Annotated in this window: 16 protein-coding genes; 14 read left to right on the top strand and 2 right to left on the bottom strand. The window is 40.1% G+C overall.

Annotation, left to right across the window (positions count from 1 at the left end; genetic code table 11):
* Positions 1-275: 275 nt before the first annotated feature.
* From BZG42_RS06630 to BZG42_RS06570, 13 genes are all read left to right on the top strand, one after another.
* A complete protein-coding gene (locus BZG42_RS06630; RefSeq protein WP_024532611.1) occupies positions 276-653 on the top strand; it encodes a RidA family protein in 378 nt (125 codons plus the stop codon).
* A 16-nt stretch (positions 654-669) separates the two neighbouring features.
* Positions 670-1,557, top strand: a complete 888-nt coding sequence (gene rapZ, locus BZG42_RS06625; protein WP_024532612.1) for an RNase adapter RapZ — start codon at positions 670-672, stop codon at positions 1,555-1,557.
* Positions 1,554-2,528, top strand: coding sequence for a YvcK family protein (locus BZG42_RS06620; protein WP_024532613.1), 975 nt, complete (start codon positions 1,554-1,556; stop codon positions 2,526-2,528). Before rapZ ends, BZG42_RS06620 begins: the two co-directional genes overlap by 4 nt.
* Positions 2,525-3,436, top strand: coding sequence for a DNA-binding protein WhiA (whiA, locus tag BZG42_RS06615; protein ID WP_155996004.1), 912 nt, complete (start codon positions 2,525-2,527; stop codon positions 3,434-3,436). Before BZG42_RS06620 ends, whiA begins: the two co-directional genes overlap by 4 nt.
* Before the next feature lie 159 nt (positions 3,437-3,595).
* On the top strand, positions 3,596-4,291 hold the full coding sequence (locus BZG42_RS06610; RefSeq protein WP_024532615.1) for a Crp/Fnr family transcriptional regulator: 696 nt from the start codon (positions 3,596-3,598) through the stop codon (positions 4,289-4,291).
* 264 nt (positions 4,292-4,555) lie between these two features.
* Entirely contained in the window at positions 4,556-5,785 is a 1,230-nt protein-coding gene (gene arcA, locus BZG42_RS06605; RefSeq protein ID WP_120171930.1) for an arginine deiminase, read from the top strand.
* A 2-nt stretch (positions 5,786-5,787) separates the two neighbouring features.
* The gene (locus BZG42_RS06600; RefSeq protein WP_155962805.1) at positions 5,788-6,231 is read left to right on the top strand and encodes a GNAT family N-acetyltransferase; all 444 of its coding nucleotides are present in this window, start codon (positions 5,788-5,790) and stop codon (positions 6,229-6,231) included.
* A 23-nt stretch (positions 6,232-6,254) separates the two neighbouring features.
* Positions 6,255-7,268 carry an ornithine carbamoyltransferase gene (argF, locus tag BZG42_RS06595; RefSeq protein WP_024532618.1) on the top strand — a complete coding sequence of 338 codons (1,014 nt, stop codon included), beginning with the start codon at positions 6,255-6,257 and terminating at the stop codon, positions 7,266-7,268.
* A gap of 107 nt (positions 7,269-7,375) precedes the next feature.
* Positions 7,376-8,323, top strand: coding sequence for a carbamate kinase (gene arcC / locus BZG42_RS06590; RefSeq protein ID WP_024532619.1), 948 nt, complete (start codon positions 7,376-7,378; stop codon positions 8,321-8,323).
* Positions 8,310-8,549 carry a hypothetical protein gene (locus tag BZG42_RS06585; protein ID WP_024532620.1) on the top strand — a complete coding sequence of 80 codons (240 nt, stop codon included), beginning with the start codon at positions 8,310-8,312 and terminating at the stop codon, positions 8,547-8,549. Before arcC ends, BZG42_RS06585 begins: the two co-directional genes overlap by 14 nt.
* Positions 8,550-8,827: 278 nt before the next feature.
* Positions 8,828-10,330 (top strand): YfcC family protein, encoded by a 1,503-nt coding sequence (locus BZG42_RS06580; RefSeq protein WP_120171927.1) that lies wholly within the window; start codon positions 8,828-8,830, stop codon positions 10,328-10,330.
* Positions 10,331-10,451: 121 nt separating this feature from the next.
* Positions 10,452-11,792: a dipeptidase gene (locus tag BZG42_RS06575; RefSeq protein ID WP_155963731.1), complete on the top strand. Its 1,341-nt coding sequence runs from the start codon at positions 10,452-10,454 to the stop codon at positions 11,790-11,792.
* 407 nt (positions 11,793-12,199) lie between these two features.
* A complete protein-coding gene (locus BZG42_RS06570) occupies positions 12,200-15,367 on the top strand; it encodes a family 16 glycosylhydrolase (RefSeq protein WP_155996002.1) in 3,168 nt (1,055 codons plus the stop codon).
* Between the two features lie 710 nt (positions 15,368-16,077).
* Here BZG42_RS06570 and BZG42_RS06565 read toward each other — a convergent pair.
* Both BZG42_RS06565 and queA read right to left on the bottom strand, forming a co-directional pair.
* Positions 16,078-16,551 (bottom strand): arginine repressor, encoded by a 474-nt coding sequence (locus BZG42_RS06565; protein ID WP_155996000.1) that lies wholly within the window; start codon positions 16,549-16,551, stop codon positions 16,078-16,080.
* A gap of 212 nt (positions 16,552-16,763) precedes the next feature.
* Positions 16,764-17,792, bottom strand: a complete 1,029-nt coding sequence (queA, locus tag BZG42_RS06560; protein WP_155995998.1) for a tRNA preQ1(34) S-adenosylmethionine ribosyltransferase-isomerase QueA — start codon at positions 17,790-17,792, stop codon at positions 16,764-16,766.
* Between the two features lie 369 nt (positions 17,793-18,161).
* Here queA and BZG42_RS06555 point away from each other — a divergent pair, with 369 nt between their 5' ends.
* Positions 18,162-18,866, top strand: a complete 705-nt coding sequence (locus BZG42_RS06555; RefSeq protein ID WP_155974162.1) for a glucosamine-6-phosphate deaminase — start codon at positions 18,162-18,164, stop codon at positions 18,864-18,866.
* Positions 18,867-18,975: the final 109 nt, after the last annotated feature.

The following is an 18,975-nucleotide window of genomic DNA, read 5'->3' as shown; positions in this document are numbered from 1 at the left end:
ACAAATGTGGTCTGTTTTCTTGCGTCTTAGGTGGAAGGATATGTTAAGCAAACCATTGGAGTGATGATGAATGAAGATAAATTGGGTAAAGAAATGATCTGTCTAATCTAAAAACTGGAGAATATTGAGCTGTCTTTCTATTTTTCAGTTGTTGAGATGTGGGGTCTGCGCGTGGTTTTGCCAAGAACAATGGAAATAGACTGGGAGTAGGTGGTCTGTTTTGGATAGAACTTATGCTATAATAGAATGAGAAAAACAAAAAGGAGATAGGACGAATGAGAACAATCCATACGGACAAAGCACCGGCAGCTATCGGTCCTTATGTTCAGGCGAAGGTAGTAGGGAATTTCCTCTTTGCATCAGGACAAGTACCACTTTCACCTGATACAGGAGAAATTGTTGGTGAAACCATTCAGGAACAAACAGAACAGGTACTGAAAAATATTGAGGCTATTTTGGCAGCGGCTGGAACAGACTTTGACCATGTTGTGAAGACGACTTGTTTCTTAAAAGATATGGATGATTTTGCGGTCTTTAACGAAGTGTATAAAACAGCTTTTTCGACTGAATTTCCAGCTCGTTCAGCGGTAGAGGTTGCTCGCTTGCCACGTGATGTTAAGGTTGAAATTGAAGTGATTGCAGTGATTGATTAGAAAAGGAGGGGATGTCATGTCAGACAAACTCCATTTAGTAATTGTGACAGGGATGTCTGGGGCAGGTAAGACGGTGGCTATCCAGTCTTTTGAAGACTTGGGCTATTTTACCATTGATAATATGCCTCCGACACTCTTACCAAAATTTTTAGAATTGATTCGCCACAGCCAGGATAATGACAAGATAGCCCTTGTGGTAGATATGCGGAGTAGGTCTTTCTTCTCTGAGATTCGAGAGGTTCTGGATGAGATTGAAGGGGCAGAAGATCTGGACTTTAAAGTGCTCTTTTTAGATGCGACAGACAGTGAATTGGTTGCTCGTTACAAGGAAACTCGTCGTTCCCATCCGTTGGCAGCGGATGGACGTGTTCTGGATGGTATTCAGCTTGAGCGTGAGTTGTTAGCTCCCTTGAAAAATATGAGTCAAAATGTGATTGATACGACAGAGCTGACACCTCGAAATTTGCGTAAGGAGATTTCGGAACAGTTTGCCAGCAAGGACAACCAGCCTTCTTTCCGTATAGAAGTTATGTCCTTTGGTTTTAAATATGGTTTGCCACTGGATGCGGATTTGGTGTTTGATGTCCGCTTCTTACCAAATCCTTATTATATATTTGAATTGCGAAATCTAACGGGTCTGGATCAGCCGGTTTTTGATTATGTGATGGAACATCGAGAATCAGAAGAGTTTTATAAGCATTTGCTTGGTTTGATTGAGCCGATCTTGCCTGGCTATCAGAAGGAAGGCAAGGCTGTTCTAACGATTGCGGTTGGATGTACAGGCGGTCAGCATAGAAGTGTTGCTTTTGCTAAACGCCTCGCAGATGATTTGGAGAAAAACTGGATTGTTCATCGTAGTCATCGGGATAAAGATAGACGGAAGGAAACGGTTAATCGCTCATGAGAAAGCCAAAGATAACAGTCATCGGTGGTGGAACGGGAATCCCAGTCATTTTGAAGAGTTTGCGGGATAAGGATGTGGATATTACAGCTATTGTGACGGTGGCAGATGATGGTGGTTCATCTGGAGAGATCCGTCAGGCCTTGCAGGTGACACCGCCGGGAGATTTGCGCAATGTTCTTTTAGCCATGTCTGATATGCCTAAACTCTATGAGCAGATTTTTCAGTACCGTTTTGCAGATTCAGATGGTCCCTTAGCAGGTCATCCGCTTGGGAATCTTATTATTGCAGGGATTTCTGAGATGCAAGGGTCAACCTACAATGCTATGCGTCTGCTAACTCGTTTTTTCCATACAACAGGGAGAATCTATCCCTCAAGCGAACAGGCTTTAACACTACATGCAGTCTTTACAGATGGGACAGAGGTGTCTGGTGAAAGCAAAATTGCTAAACATAAGGGTATGATTGGTCATGTCTATGTGACAAATTCCTACAATGATGATGAGCCAAAGGCAAGTCGTCAGGTTGTCGAAACAATTATGAATAGTGATATGATCGTTCTAGGTCCCGGCTCGCTTTTTACCTCTATCTTGCCCAACCTCATGATTTCAGATATTGGGAAGGCCCTCAAAGAAACAAAGGCAGAGGTGACCTATGTTTGCAATATCATGACCCAGCGTGGAGAAACAGAATTTTTCTCGGATGCGGATCATGTTGCGGTTCTCAATGCCCATTTAGCAGAAAAATTTATTGATACGGTTTTAGTGAATATTGAACCTGTTCCGCAAGATTATATGAATACCAATCAGTTTGATGAGTATTTGGTGCAGGTTAAGCATGACTTTGCTGGCTTGCAAGAGCAGGCTGGTCGTGTCATCTCTTCGGATTTTTTACGGTTGGAAAATGGCGGAGCGTTTCATGATGGTGATTTGGTGGTAGAAGAGTTGCTCAAGATTTTGCAGGTGCGGTCATGAGTTTTACAGTACAGGTAAAAGAGGAACTGCTGAGTCAGTCCAGTCAGAATAAGAGTGAACTATCGGCTATCATCAAGCTGTCTGGCAGTTTAGGTTTGGCCTCGTCTGGTTTGACATTATCCATCAGTACAGAAAATGCCAAGATTGCTCGTCATATTTATGAGTTGTTGTTGTATTTCTATCAGATCAAAGCGGAAATCCGTCACCATCAAAAGCCCAATCTTAAGAAGAACCGAGTCTATGCTGTTTTAGTAGAGGATGGGGTTACTGATATTTTAAATGATTTGCATTTGGCGGATAGTTTCTTTGGACTGGAGACAGGAATCTCTCCTTTGGTTTTAGAAAATGATGCTTGGAGTCAAGCCTATTTGCGTGGGGCCTTTCTGGCAAGTGGATCTGTAAAGGATCCTGAAAAAGGAAAGTATCAACTAGAAATTGCTTCTGTCTATAGTGATCATGCTCATGATTTAGCGAATCTCATGCAGAAATTCCTGCTGGATGCTAAGGTAATTGAGCGAAGTAAAGGGACAATTACCTATTTACAACGAGCTGAAGATATTATGGATTTTCTTCTGGTGATTGGAGCAGAAGAGGCTAAGATCGAATTTGAAAATGTCAAATTATTTCGTGAAGCTCGAAATGATTTGAATCGGACAACCAATGCAGAGGCAGCAAATATAGCCAAAACAGTTCATGCCAGCATGAAAACGATAAACAATATTATCAAAATTATGGAAACCATTGGTTTGGATCAGTTATCGGGTGACTTACAAGAAATTGCCCAGTTACGGATCCTGCACCCTGATTATTCCATCCAGCAGTTGGCCGATAGCTTGAGCAATCCCATTACCAAAAGTGGGGTTAATCACCGTTTGCGGAAAATCAATCAGATTGCAGATGAGTTGTAGTAAAGCAATAAAGGCAGTCACTTGTTGTGAACTAGCCTTGTGAATTGGTTTTTGAGATAGGTTTCTAGGAGATGGAGAGGCTTTTTCTAGTCATGATTAGCTTTGTGAGCGGATATATGTTAGAATGGATAAGGGATACCCAACTGGAAAGGAATGTTGATGATAAGCAATGAACAATATGATTATCTAAGAAAACATCCAGCCTTTGAGCGGTTAACACGTGATAGTTTTGACCAGTTAGCTAAGCATATTCGTTTTCGAAAGATTCCTAAAGGACAAATCTTTTTTTATGCGGAAGATTCCAGAGACTATTTATTTGTATTGTATCAAGGATATGTTCGGATTGAGCAGTACGATGAAACAGATAGCTTTACTTATTTAGATTATATTCGGCAGGGTGGGGCTTTTCCTTTTGGAGATATATTTCAAGACAAACCCTATCACTATACGGCCATAGCCATAACGGATTTAGAGTGCTTTATCGTGCCGATGGCCTTGTTTGAAAGTATATCTAGAGTAAACCCTCGTCAGTTGGTTTATATTTGCCAGAAATTATCCAGAATTCTTAGTTTTCAGGAGTTACGATTGCGAAACGCGATGCGCGCCAAGGCATCAGATAGGGTTGTTCAGGCACTAGCTCTTCTTTATTGGGATATGTGTCAAAGGGATAGTCAGGCTACTCTACCGTTTGAAATCCATATTCAAGAAATTTCACGTTTAGCGGCTACGACTAGAGAAACAGTTAGCCATGTTCTCAAGCAGCTGAAACAGGATAAAAAGATTGCCTACAGTCATAAACAATTAACCTATCTGGATATTGATTATTTTTTAGAAAATTTAACAGAGACTCATTGAAGTTTCTGTTATTTTTTTACAAAAAATAAAAATTCATCTAATGATACATTGGAGAGAAATATGCAGATTATAGTCAATATTATCGATATTTACCCATAATTAGGCTTAAAAATGTGAAGGATTTCTCAAAACAAATGTGAACGTTTTCAAGTTTTTTACTCCTTGCTTTGTTAGACTAGGGGTGTAAATAGGAGACGAGATGGGAAAGCGTACGGTCTCTTGTCGTTCCTAAATCATGTTATAAATCTAAAAGGAGAACAGAAGATGTCTAACCATCCTATTCATGTATTTTCAGAAATTGGTAAGTTAAAAAAAGTTATGTTGCATAGACCGGGTAAGGAAATTGAAAACCTGATGCCTGATTACTTGGAGCGCTTGCTTTTTGATGATATTCCTTTCTTGGAAGATGCACAAAAAGAACACGATGCATTTGCCCAAGCTCTTCGTGATGAAGGGGTTGAGGTGCTTTATTTAGAAAAATTAGCTGCTGAATCACTCATTACACCTGAGGTTCGTGAGCAATTTATCAATGAGTACTTGGATGAAGCAAATATCCGTGGTCGAGCAACTAAGAAAGCGATTCGTCAGTTATTGATGGCTATTGAAGACAATCAAGAACTGGTTGAAAAAACAATGGCTGGTGTTCAAAAGGCAGAATTGCCAGACATCCCTGCTGAAGAAAAAGGTTTGACAGATTTGGTCGAATCCTCCTACCCATTTGCAATAGATCCAATGCCAAACCTTTACTTCACACGGGATCCATTTGCTACAATCGGTAATGCTGTTTCACTGAATCACATGTACTCCGAAACACGTAACCGGGAAACCTTGTATGGCAAATACATCTTTACTTACCATCCAGAATATGGTGGAAAAGTACCGCTAGTTTATGACCGTGAAGAAACAACCCGTATTGAAGGTGGTGATGAGCTGGTTCTTTCAAGGGATGTTTTGGCTGTAGGGATTTCACAACGTACGGACGCAGCATCTATTGAAAAACTTTTAGTAAATATCTTCGAGCAAAATGTGGGCTTCAAGAAGGTGCTAGCTTTTGAGTTTGCTAATAATCGTAAATTCATGCACTTGGATACAGTGTTCACAATGGTTGACTATGATAAGTTTACGATTCACCCAGAAATTGAAGGGGATTTACGGGTTTATTCTGTCACTTATGAAAATGAGATGCTCCATATTGAAGAAGAACATGGTGACTTGGCAGAATTGCTTGCTACAAACCTTGGTCTTGAAAAAGTGGAATTGATTCGTTGTGGTGGCGGTGATATGGTTGCTGCTGGTCGTGAACAATGGAATGATGGTTCAAATACGTTAACGATTGCACCGGGTGTTGTAGTTGTTTACAAGCGTAACACTATTACTAACGCTATCTTAGAATCTAAAGGACTTCGCTTGATTAAGATTGGTGGTAGTGAGTTGGTTCGCGGTCGTGGTGGACCACGTTGTATGTCAATGCCATTTGAACGTGAAGAAGTTTAATGATGGAGACTCGAGAACTGCTTTGTATTGGTTCGGAACCTTGGGAACGAGCAAGTGCGTTATACGTACGCTATAGGGTCTTTGTTCTTGAACGAAATATTGCGAAAGAGGATGAATTTGACCGGCATGATGAGAAAGGTCGGGTATATGCAAACCTGTATCTTGGTCGAAAGCCGGTCTCAACTGGACGCTTTCTTCCGATTGGACAAGGGCAAGCAAGGTTAACTCGAATTGCTACACTTAAAAAATACAGGGGCAATGGCTATGCTTCAAAAATTATCCGAGCTTTGGAAGATTATGCTCTTGAAGTTGGCATCCATCAGCTACTGATTCATTCGGAGTTGACAGCTAAGTCATTTTATGAGTCCTTAGGTTATCAGGCAACATCGGACATCTATCAAGAAGATGGTGAATGGTGCCAAACACTGACGAAAACAATTACATAGAAATAAAATTAGGAGAAGAAGCAATGACAAACATTTTTAAAGGCAGACATTTTTTAGCGGAGAAGGATTTCACTCGTGCAGAATTGGAATGGTTGATTGATTTTTCAGCGCATTTGAAAGATTTGAAGAAGCGTAATATTCCGCATCGCTATTTAGAAGGAAAAAATATTGCGCTCTTGTTTGAAAAAACATCAACACGTACTCGTGCAGCTTTCACGGTAGCTTCTATTGATCTGGGTGCTCACCCTGAATATCTTGGTGCCAATGATATTCAACTTGGCAAAAAAGAATCTACAGAAGATACTGCTAAAGTACTGGGACGGATGTTTGATGGTATTGAGTTCCGCGGTTTCAGCCAAAAAATGGTAGAAGAATTGGCGGAGTTTTCAGGTGTACCTGTATGGAATGGATTGACCGATGCGTGGCATCCAACTCAAATGTTGGCAGACTACTTAACTGTCAAAGAAAACTTTGGCAAACTTGAAGGATTGACTTTGGTTTATTGTGGTGATGGACGCAATAATGTTGCTAATTCACTATTGGTAACTGGTGCTATTCTTGGTGTTAATGTCCACATCTTCTCACCAAAAGAACTCTTCCCAGAAGAAGAAGTCGTTGAACTAGCAAAAGGCTTCGCTAAAGAATCTGGTGCGCGTGTTCTTATCACGGATAATGCAGATGAGGCTGTTAAAGGAGCAGATGTTCTTTATACAGATGTTTGGGTATCAATGGGTGAGGAAGATAAATTTGCAGAACGTGTTGCCCTTTTGAAACCTTACCAAGTCAATATGGAGTTGGTGAAAAAAGCAGAGAACGAAGATCTCATCTTCTTGCACTGCCTACCAGCTTTCCATGATACCAATACAGTTTACGGCAAAGATGTTGCTGAAAAATTCGGTGTAGAAGAAATGGAAGTGACAGATGAAGTGTTCCGTAGCAAGTATGCACGCCACTTCGACCAAGCTGAAAACCGTATGCACACTATCAAAGCAGTGATGGCTGCAACATTGGGTGATCCGTTTGTACCACGTGTTTAAAAACTACTGAATGAAATCGCAACCTCCGGGGGCTGGGATCAGCCCCTTTTTATGGAGAGAAATGAAAACGATTTCTGTTATACGAAAGTGAGGCGAGATCTAAGAATATGACGAATCGAAAAATTGTAGTAGCCTTGGGAGGAAATGCTATCTTATCTTCTGACCCATCGGCTCAAGCACAGAAGGAAGCCTTGGTACAGACAGCTAAGCACCTTGTAAAACTAATAAAAAATGGGGACAACTTAATTATCACGCATGGAAACGGTCCTCAGGTTGGGAATTTGCTTCTTCAAAACCTTGCTGCCGATTCAGAGAAAAACCCAGCTTTTCCATTGGATAGCTTGGTAGCAATGACAGAAGGTTCGATTGGTTTCTGGTTGCAAAATGCTCTGGAAAATGAGCTGCTAAAGGAAGGTATAGATAAGAATGTAGCTTCTATCATTACTCAGGTTATCGTTGATAAGCATGATCCGGCTTTCGAGAACTTATCGAAGCCAATCGGTCCATTCTATACAGAAGAAGAGGCTAAGGTAGAAGCCGAAAAGACTGGTGCAACGTTCAAAGAAGATGCAGGTCGTGGTTGGCGTAAGGTTGTGGCTTCGCCAAAGCCGGTTGGTATCAAAGAAATTGGTACTATCAGAACCCTTCTCAATGCAGGGGAAGTTGTTGTGGCTGCTGGGGGCGGTGGTATCCCAGTTGTGCAGGAACAAGATGGTACTCTTTCAGGTGTTGAGGCGGTTATTGATAAGGATTTCGCTTCTCAATGTTTGGCTGAATTGGTGGATGCTGACTTGTTTATCGTATTGACGGGTGTGGATTATGTCTTTGTTAACTACAACAAGCCAGATCAGGAAAAATTAGAAAAAGTAACCGTAGCTGAATTGGAGGAATATATCCAACAAAACCAATTTGCGCCAGGTTCTATGTTGCCAAAAGTTCAAGCAGCTATTGCTTTTGTGAATAATAAACCGGAATCAAAAGCAGTTATTACATCGCTAGAAAACTTAGGTGCATTGATTGAGTCAGACAGCGGGACAATCATTGTCAAACAGTAAAGTTGGACGGGTTATTTTATTGATGGATGCAGGGAAAAAGTTGAGCATGTTTCATACTTTTCCCTCTTCCCATCAAATTCCTATCAAGTATCTATCTATAAGCAATGTTTTCAGGATGATATTCTTTGATAATCAAAACGGTGTTTTTAGCCTGCTGTTTAAAAGTTCGAAAGTGGCAGAAGAAACGGTCCTTGGGACTGCTGAAGCAGGTTTTGGTGGTCATTAAGTCTAAAAATACTGGAAGAGATGCATAATCTCTTGGTTTTAGGTGGATATTTGATTAGGTTATTGTGAATATAACTTTCTTTGCAATAAAGAATAAATAAATTCTCTTTGAAAGTCAAAACGATAGGTGTTGATTCATCTTGATGAGTGAGAAATTCTGGCGGAGTTTTCCAGCCTGCTACTTAAGAATTGGAAGTAGGGAAGACTAGCTTGAACTTTATTTTCTCATCAGTTTTGGATTATTATTGGTTATAAAAATATTATAGGAGGTTTTTTGCGATGAGCGAAAAAGTAAAAAAAGGCTTTAAGTTGCCTTCGTCTTATACTATATTGATACTCATTATTGCCGTGATGGCAATTATGACATGGATTATTCCGGCAGGTCAGTATCAGAAGGATGAGGCTGGTAAGTTTATTACGGGAACTTATGAAGCGGTTAAGCAAAATCAACAAGGGATTTGGGATGTACTAATGGCTCCTATTCGTGCTATGCTGGGGCATGGCGAAACTAGTAAAGCTATTGATGTTGCCTTCTTTATCCTGATGGTCGGTGCCTTTTTAGGCGTTGTCAACGAAACAGGTGCACTTGATGTAGGGATTGCTTCTATCGTAAAACGGTTCAAGGGTCGTGAAAAATGGTTGATTTACGTCCTTATGTTCCTATTTGCTTTGGGTGGTTCTACCTATGGTATGGGTGAAGAAACCATGGCCTTCTTCCCACTCATTGTCCCAGTTATGATGGCTGTTGGTTTCGACTCAATTACTGGTGTGGCCATTATCTTGCTCGGTTCGCAGATTGGTTGCTTGGCTTCAACTGTAAACCCATTTGCTACAGTTGTCGCTGCTGATGCAGCCGGAGTTAGTGTGGCAGATGGTATGATTTGGCGATTGATTTTCTTCGTTGTGATGTTAGCAATGGGGATCGCCTTTGTCGCAAACTATGCTGAAAAAGTAAAAAATGATCCAACTAAGTCTCTTGTTTACAAGCAACGTGAAGCAGATATGGCACACTTTAATGTGGCAGCAACTCAAGAAGTGAAGGCAGAATTAACGCCTGCGCAAAAGCGTGTTCTTTGGGTCTTTGTTTTGACCTTTGTTCTGATGATTTGTAGTTTCATCCCTTGGGGAGACTTGGGTATAAACATTTTTAAACAGTTCAAAGATTGGTTGGTTGCTCTTCCATTCATCGGTCAGGTGATTGGTTCATCAACTGCTGCGCTCGGTACATGGTACTTCCCAGAAGGAGCAATGCTTTTTGCTGTAGCAGCTATTGTAGCAGGTTTGGTATATGGCATGAGCGAAGAGCGCTTGGTTAAGGCTTTCATGAACGGTGCAGCTGATATTTTCAGCGTAGCTTTGATTTGTGCAGTGGCACGTGGTATCCAAGTAATCATGAACGATGGTATGATTACCGCAACCATTCTTCATTGGGGTGAAGTTGGGTTGAAAGGTTTGTCATCTCAAATCTTTATTGTCTTGACTTATCTCTTCTATTTGCCAATGTCCTTCTTGATTCCATCTTCATCAGGACTTGCAGGTGCATCCATGGGGATCATGGCACCGCTTGGAGAATTTGTCAATGTACCAGCTCACTTGGTTATTACAGCCTTCCAAGCTGCTTCAGGTGTTTTAAACTTGGTAGCTCCAACATCAGGTATCGTAATGGGAGCTTTGGCACTTGGTCGTGTTGAAATTGGTACTTGGTACAAGTTTGTAGGTAAATTGATTGCAGGTATTGTGATTGCTTCCATCGCTATTTTGGTTATTGCAACATTCTTCTAAATGAAATTCTGAGTTAGATCGATTTCTTTGGTTAAAATTGTGTCTAGCTCAGTTTTTCTATTTATGATAGAATGGATATACCTAAAGCTGATAGTATTTCACCACATTGAAAGGGGAAACAATGAGAACAAGTTTTATTCAATCAACTCATCAAGAGGAATGTGTTCGAGCTATTCAGGAATTGGTTGCCTTTCCTTCTGTCTTGCATGAGCACCAAGCAGATACTCCATTTGGGCAAGCTATTCAGGAAGTTTTGGAGTATACTCTGGCTTTGACGGAGAAGATGGGGTTTAAAACCTATTTGGATCCTGCTGGTTATTATGGCTACGCTGAAATTGGTCAGGGAGAAGAGCTGTTAGCTGTTCTCTGTCATCTGGATGTTGTACCTGCAGGTGATGTGACCAAATGGAAAACACCACCATTTGAAGCGGTGGTGCAAGACGATCATATTATTGGACGTGGTGTTCAAGATGATAAAGGACCTTCTATGGCGGCTTTATTTGCTGTCAAGGCACTAATGGATGCAGGTGTTCACTTTGATAAACGAATCCGTTTTATTTTTGGTACGGATGAAGAAACCCTATGGCGTTGTATGAACCGCTATAATCAACTGGAAGAAGTAGCGACCATGGGCTTTGCTCCAGATTCATCTTTCCCATTGACCTATGCTGAAAAAGGTTTACTGCAAGCCAAGTTACATGGACCAGGACATAGTTGTCTCAATATTGAAGCGGGGACTGCTTATAATGTGGTACCTGCAAAAGCTAGTTATTCAGGTCATTTATTAGCGGGTGTAATTGCTGAACTAGATCAACTAGGTTTCGATTATGAAGCCAAGGATGATCAAATAACAGTTTTAGGAATTTCTCGTCATGCAAAAGATGCTGCCGAAGGTGTTAATGCTATTGTTCGTTTAGCCAAAGCTTTGGAGCACTTTGAGAGTCATCCAGCTCTGGATTTCATTGTTCATGCTATCGGTGAAGATGCAACGGGCTTTAAGCTATTTGGGGATGTGACAGACGCACCATCAGGTACGCTCAGCTTCAATATTGCTGGACTGACTATCAGTGCTAAGAGATCAGAAATCCGTCTGGATATTCGTATTCCTGTCACAACAGATAAGGATTGGCTTGTTTCGACGCTGCAAGCTAAGGCAGAAGCATGTGGTTTGACCTATGAAGAATATGATTACCTAGCAGCTCTCTATGTTCCATTAGATAGCGAACTTGTCTCTACACTCATGGCTGTCTATCAGGATAAGACTGGAGATTTGACGAGCCAACCAATTTCGTCAGGTGGTGCAACGTTTGCTAGAACCATGCCAAATTGTGTGGCCTTTGGTGCTTGTTTCCCTGATACAGAGCAGACAGAACACCAAGAAAATGAACGCATGCCACTAGCAGATCTATATAAAACAATGGATATTTATGCAGAGGCTATCTACCGCTTGGCTGCTGAATAGTAAAATATGTATTAAAGTGGAGTTCTTGGGTTTTAACCTGAGAACTCTTTTTGCAAGTTTTAATTGTTTAAAAAACAGCAAATAGGCTATTAGTATCTCATCCAGATAGAACTAGCTCCTATTTTGCAGGGAAGAGCTAGTAATATATGAAAATGTGACTTATTATATGCTATTTTAGGAATAAAGCCCATTTGCATATAGAAAAGGTCAAGCTAGCCTATTCTATAATAAAGCGATTACATGTTATAGTTGTGATGTAGGATGGTAATCACAAATATAATAGTGCACCTAATAGTCATTCAAACTAGTTTTTATCAAAAACTATAGTAGTTGGTCTGGAATATTGTGTGTATTGATTTATTTTGGTTACCGGTAACATAAACTTACAAGCATTATAGGAGGGAACGATGAAAAAGGAACCTAGTAAGTTTGCAAAAAAAGTCATTCTGGGGCAGCTCTTAGTCTGTGCTAGCTTTTTGATGTGGGCAGAGCAGATTGCTGCTGCCAATGAACTCTCAACAGAAGAATCGACAGTGGTTAGTCACAAGGACATAGCAGCGACTGATGAGTCCACTGCTATTTTGGGACAAGGAGCACCAGAATCAGACTCTCTGAGAGAAACAAAAGCTTTAGCGCCAGAAGAAGGCAAAGAGCCATCTAAAGTAGTTGACAAAAATGTGATAGAAGGCAAAGAGCCTACAACCAATAGTCAGCACCTGATGGCTTCAGAGTTGACAACTATTCCTTCAGTTGCGATAAAAAATCCAACAGCAGCCACCGATGGAACAATTTATGGTAGTGCTGATGATACTAACAATAATACGAAAATTATTGCAGGTGAAGAAACTGGTGGAGCTGATAACGGTTATTCAAAATGGGATCATGTCCACGTTCAGTATGATTTCGAGAAAACGGTTCCTGTTCATACTATAAAAATTCATCGGAATACCTATGAAAACGCCATATCAACGTTTAAGGATGTCAAGGTTGAATTGTCTACAAGTGCAGATTTTTCTCCTGAGACCACAAAGGTTATTTTTGAGAAAGCAGATGTGGTAGAAACAGTTGAAACAAAGGGGCAACCGCAGGTTATTCAATTATCAACACCGATTGATGCGCGCTATATCCGTATTTGGGGTCGGGGTCATTATATTCAAAATACCAATAGTTCCTGGAAAGGTTATAGCAATGGTGTTCTATTTAATGAGATTGAAGTGTTGGCTAAAGTAGAAGCAGATGCGAATGCCGGTGAAGAATCACAGACTGAGCTAGTTAACCTTGCTGCCTTGAAAAAACCGTATTTTTATGGAAAGGCGCCAAGCAATCCTGATGCTATCAATGATGGCAAGTTTGATGATAATTATACTACGCAAGAATCAACAGGAAATGCTGCTTATCTGCAATATGAGTTTAAAAATATTTATACCATTGAGGAAATCAAGGTTAAGCTGTCACCAGGAGATTATCGCAATTTTCGCGTAGATTTAGATGATGACTATAATGCAGGAAATGCCTATAAGACTGTCTACAGTGGAAGCAATCTATCCATTGGTGAAGGGGAGATTCTAACTATTGCAGTTCCAAAAGGTTCTAAGGCTAGATATGTTCGATTCACAGGGGTGCGTACAGATGCTAAGCCTCTCCGCTATTCAGAAATTCAAATCATGGGACGAGGTAAGTCTTATGACGAGTCAACTCCAGAATACGTTCCACCTAAATCTGAATACGATACCTTGGTTTGGTCAGACGAATTTAACGGTGAGAAGGTTGATGAAAACAAATGGCAAATTATTGATGGTATGTGGAATCATGCTGCCATTTACAATCGAGGAGCTGTTTCTATTAAAAAGGATGGAGATAAGAGTTACTTGTCTATCCGGACAACCAATCACAATACGAAAGAAAATTTAATTAAGGCAGTTGGCTTGGATCGCTATAATAACACAGAATTGCCACAAAAAGTTACATGGTCATCAGGACGTTTAGAATCTAAAGACAAATACTCTTTTCAATTTGGTCGTATAGCTGTTCGGGCAAAGGTTAATGATTCCAAGGGAATCTGGCCAGCCATTTGGATGTTGGCGCAAGATGAAACCGGCCATGATGAGATTGATATATTGGAATATCTTGGTCAAAATCCATGGGAAGCATGGACGACCAACCATTTTGGTATTCTAGCTAAAAATAAAGAATCTCACGGTGTTCCAATCAAACATTATGAGGCTTGGAGTCAACAATTCCACGTCTATGAAGTAGAGTGGACACCAGATGTCATCAAATGGTATATTGATGGGAAATTTGTTTTCCAAACCCAACGTGGTAAAGACAGAGATGGCATGCATACCCGTCCAATGTTTCCAATCTTGGAAACACAAGTTGGTGATGGTTGGGTTGGTGATGTTGATTACAACAAGAACATGACAAAACAAGATAGCGAATACCTGATTGATTGGATTCGTGTCTATCAAAAAGCAGGACAAGAAAAGACTTATTTTGATAATCTAGATGACACTCCTGCAAACGACTATGTCATTAAACCTAGTAGGAAACTAGGCCAGTTAACAGCTGTTTCTCACGGTCAAGCTCCCCATGAGAATAAAAATAATTTTTACTATGGTGGACAACCTCGTTATGAAACAAGTCGATTGTATGCGACTGGTCAAGAAGGAAATGCTCTTATTTATCAAGTGAAAGCTCCCCAATCTCTCCATTTGACAGCCTATTACAAGACTTTGGAAGACTATGCGGTTTACAATAATAAGGCTTGGGCTAAAGAAGGTAAGTCTGTTCGTAAACATTTGGTAGGGGTAAATGATGGAGCTATTGATTTTACAGTTTATTCATCTGCTGATGGAAAAACGTGGAATAAAGAGACTACTAGTGTAGTTGATAACTTTGTAGAGGCTACGCCTGCCTACGCTCGGACTACATTTGATATTCGAGGGATTCGCAGGGGAACTAACTATATCAAGATTGTTTTTCCTAAAATATCAGGGATTTCTTATCAATTAGAGAGCGGTGCCAAGAAAGAATTGATAGCTAGCGATGTGCAATTAGCGAAAGTAACTTTTGTGGCAGCAGATCAATCTTCTTTTCCGGCAGATTATACTGACTTACGGGAAGAGGTGGAGAAAATTCCTGCTGATTTGAGCACATACACGTCAGAAAGCGTTGCTGCGCTTCGAGCAGTATTGGATAGAATTGATTGGAAACTGAACAAAACTAAGCAAGCAATAGTGGATGGTTATTTAGCAGAAGTTAGGGCTGCACGTGAGGCATTGGTTGCTTTGCTACCAGGAGATCATACCAAATCAAAGTCAATACCAGAAGGTTATCTACCGCTCATTTCTAGTGAGAAGAGTAGTACGAAAAAAGAAAAAAATCTCGCTTCTGAAGGGACTATAAGAACAGGACAGGTGACTGGTGAAAGGAGTCACAGAGACAAGCAAGTAGGGCATCCAGAAAAACAGTTACCAAATACAGGAATGGTGACCAATACCGATCTTACCATTTTTGGTATTCTAGGATTAGGGAAGTTAGCTACCGTAAAAAGCAGGAACAAAGGAATACAGTAAAGATTTAAAGTGTTCGAGCACAAACTAGTTAAAAAATATAAAAATGGGTAAATCCAGTTTGGAGATACCCATTTTTCATGTCAGAACTTGTAATTACGATTTGAGCAAAACAGTTAACAAACCATGAATATAAGCAGTACACTATAAATCAACTTTAGTTTGGAATGACATCTTTCTTGAGGAGCTTGTTTGTGACTCAGGAGGCATATCTCATTTATCAGTTTTTTCACACTCTGTCTTACAAGAAGCAAAATCTCACACAGATTTTCTAGTCTTTCACCTGACTGTATTATTCAAAATGATAATAAAAACTCAGTAAAATTACTTGTCAGAAATTCTAATTACTTGTGAAAATATGGAATTATTATTTTATCGTGCATCAATCTTTACTATTTACCTTGATTGGAATAAAAGTGCAAGAGGGTATAAGCATAAACTTTTCCACCGATAGGACCTATTTTTTAAGCAATCATATTAGAAAAATATAAGGACATAGAAAAGTTAGAAAGCTACTACAAGACCACTATGTTTTTTTAGAAGTTTTGTGATTGATTAGTGTAATCTAATCAGTTTTTCCTCCACCAAGAAGTATCTATCAACTAAAAAATCATCTGAGTAAACCCTATATATTGGTTTACCCAGATGATTTATTTTTCATTTACTGGAAGAAATAGATTTACTAACTAAATAATATTGAGTCGGCTCTAGCCTCATAGTCTACTAAAGAAAAATGGTGGAGTGTACTGTTTTAGATAGTCAAAGCAAGCCTGAGCGCCTTCTACATTCTCACAAATGATGAGACAGACATCATCTCCACAGACTGTTGCAACAATTTGAGGAATTTCCATAGCATCCAAGATGGAACCGAAAGAATTGGCCAAGCCGGGTAGGGTTTTTAGTACTACTTGATGCTGGATAGGCTTTAGCATTACCAGAGCATCTTCCATGTAGAGCCGTAGTCGTTTTTCCCAGCGTGTCGGTGCGATAGGATTGATGACATAGTGGGCTGAGTCTTCCTCATTGACCTTGACGAGATTGAGCATTTTAATGTCCCGTGATAGCGTAGACTGAGTGACAGACACCCCATTTACATGCAGTAATCCCTGTAATTCCTGCTGGGTATGTATTTTTTTCTCCATAATCAAGGACAGAATCAATTGATGACGACTTTCAATCTTGTTCATAGGAATCTCCTCGGGATGTGAATGCTCAGTGAAAAGCAAAATCAAATTAGTTTTAGTGGTCTGGGTAGAATATATACCCCATTTTTAGACTGGTTATAAGGACCTTTGAATAGACTTCTGATAGATACAATCGGAGTTAAGCGAGTCGAAAGTATCGATGTTCCATCTGAGACAAAAGACAATAGGTTGTGAAAATGAGAATAAAGGTATGTTTATTGGATAAACATAGCATCTCCAAAACTGAAGAAACGGTAGCCTTCTTCGACAGCATGCTTGTAGGCTTCCAGAGTAAATTCTCTACCAGCAAAGGCAGAAACAAGCATGACAAGAGTGGATTTTGGTAGATGGAAATTGGTTGAAAAAGCGTCGACAATCTGGAAAGTATAGCCTGGTTTGATAAAAATATTGGTCCAACCAGAGTCAGCTTCCAAGCGGCCGTTAAATTTGTTTCCAATTGTCTCCAAGGTACGGATAGAGGTTGTACCGACCGCAATGATACGACTACCGTTATCCTTGACTTGGTTGAGAATTTGAGCGGCTTCTGCAGGTAGATTGTAAAATTCTGAGTGCATCTCGTGCTCTTCAACATTGTCCACAGATACTGGTCGGAATGTTCCTAAACCGACATGTAAGGTCAAATAAACGAGTTTCACTCCCTTTCTCTCAATTTTTTTCAGTAGTTCTTGAGTAAAGTGGAGACCAGCAGTTGGCGCTGCGGCTGAACCATTTTCCTTAGCATAGACCGTCTGATAGCGTTCTCGGTCTTCCAATTTTTCATGGATATAAGGAGGTAAGGGCATTTCGCCCAAACTTTCTAAAACTTCAAGGAAAATGCCATCGTAGGAAAATTCAACAATTCGTCCACCGTGCTCTAATTCTTCCACGATAGTGGCTGTCAAACGACCATCTCCAAAAGCGATAGTAGCACCAATTTTTAAGCGTTTAGCTGGTTTTGCAAGTACTTCCCACTGATCACCGTGGATATTTTTTAACAGTAAAAGCTCTACATGACCATTCGTTTCAGGCTTATAACCATAAAGGCGGGCAGGTAGGACACGAGTATTGTTCATGACGAGAGCATCACCTGGATTGAGCTGATCGATAATATGATCAAAATGACTATCAACCATGCTCTTGTGTTCACGATTTAAAATCAATAGTCTAGAACTGTCGCGTTTTTCAAGAGGCACTTGAGCAATCAGTTCTTCGGGTAATTCAAAATCAAAATCTGCAGTATTCATATTCTCTCCTTGGATCATAGTAAAATGTAGGTCAAGTAAATCAATAGGGCAAAAGGAAACACCACTAATAGGCTACCGGCAAGGTAGAAGATAAATTTTAGAACCCTTGATTTTGGGATAAAATAGCCAGCAAGGCAGAGAAGAATACCGATAAAAAATAAATAAAAAAGCGCATCTGTCATAAGTATATTATATCACAAATAGATGAAGGATGAGGAAAGCTTTTAACAATATTTCCTCCTTTTAGGAATCAATGATAGAGGTATTTTGTTGCTATAATATATTATTGGATATAAGTGCTTGACAAAAATTGGTCTATACCATATAATAAAGATAAGAAAATCGGTCTATACCAAAAAGAGGTGTTTTATGAAAATTCATATTGTAAAAAATCAAGCAGAGGGGGCAATAGTTGCTTTAGACCTCTTGAGAGAAAAATTAGCGAATGGAGCAAAGGTTTTGGGGTTAGCGACGGGTTCCAGTCCATTGGAATTTTACAGGTTGATTCGAGAGTCCGAACTAGATTTTTCAGATGTGACTTCTGTGAATTTAGATGAATATGTTGGTTTAGATGAGAACAGTGACCAATCCTATGTCCACTTCATGAAGGAAAATTTATTCAATGCCAAGCCCTTCAAGCAGTCTTATTTGCCCAATGGACTGGCAGAGGATGTAGCAGCAGAAGCCGCGCGTTACAATCAAATCTTGTCAGAAAATCCGGTTGATTTCCAGATTTTGGGGATTGGTCGCAATGGGCATATCGGTTTTAACGAACCAGGCGCTTCATTTGATGGACAAACACATTTAGTTGATTTAGCACCATCCACTATTGAAGCTAATAGTCGCTTCTTTCAAACAGCAGATGAGGTACCAAAACAAGCGATTTCTATGGGAATTGCTAATATCATGGCAGCTAAAACCATTGTCCTTATGGCCTATGGTTCTGAAAAAGCTGGCGCAATTAAGGCGACCGTGGAGGGACCTGTAACTGAAGAGGTTCCAGCTAGTATTCTTCAAAAGCACGAAGATGTGGTTCTAATTATTGATGAAGACGCAGCTAGTAAGTTTGATTAAAAAGAAAGTGAGATGGATTTTTCTTCATAGGGGAAAATTTTGGTGTTTCTATTCACTTAAAGGATGTGAGACTGGACTCCTTAGTTCAGTCTTTTCTGTTTTTTACCTC

Source organism: Streptococcus sp. DAT741, assembly GCF_009866825.1.
GTDB lineage: Bacteria > Bacillota > Bacilli > Lactobacillales > Streptococcaceae > Streptococcus > Streptococcus ruminantium.
This window is presented reverse-complemented; position numbering and strand designations above follow the sequence as displayed.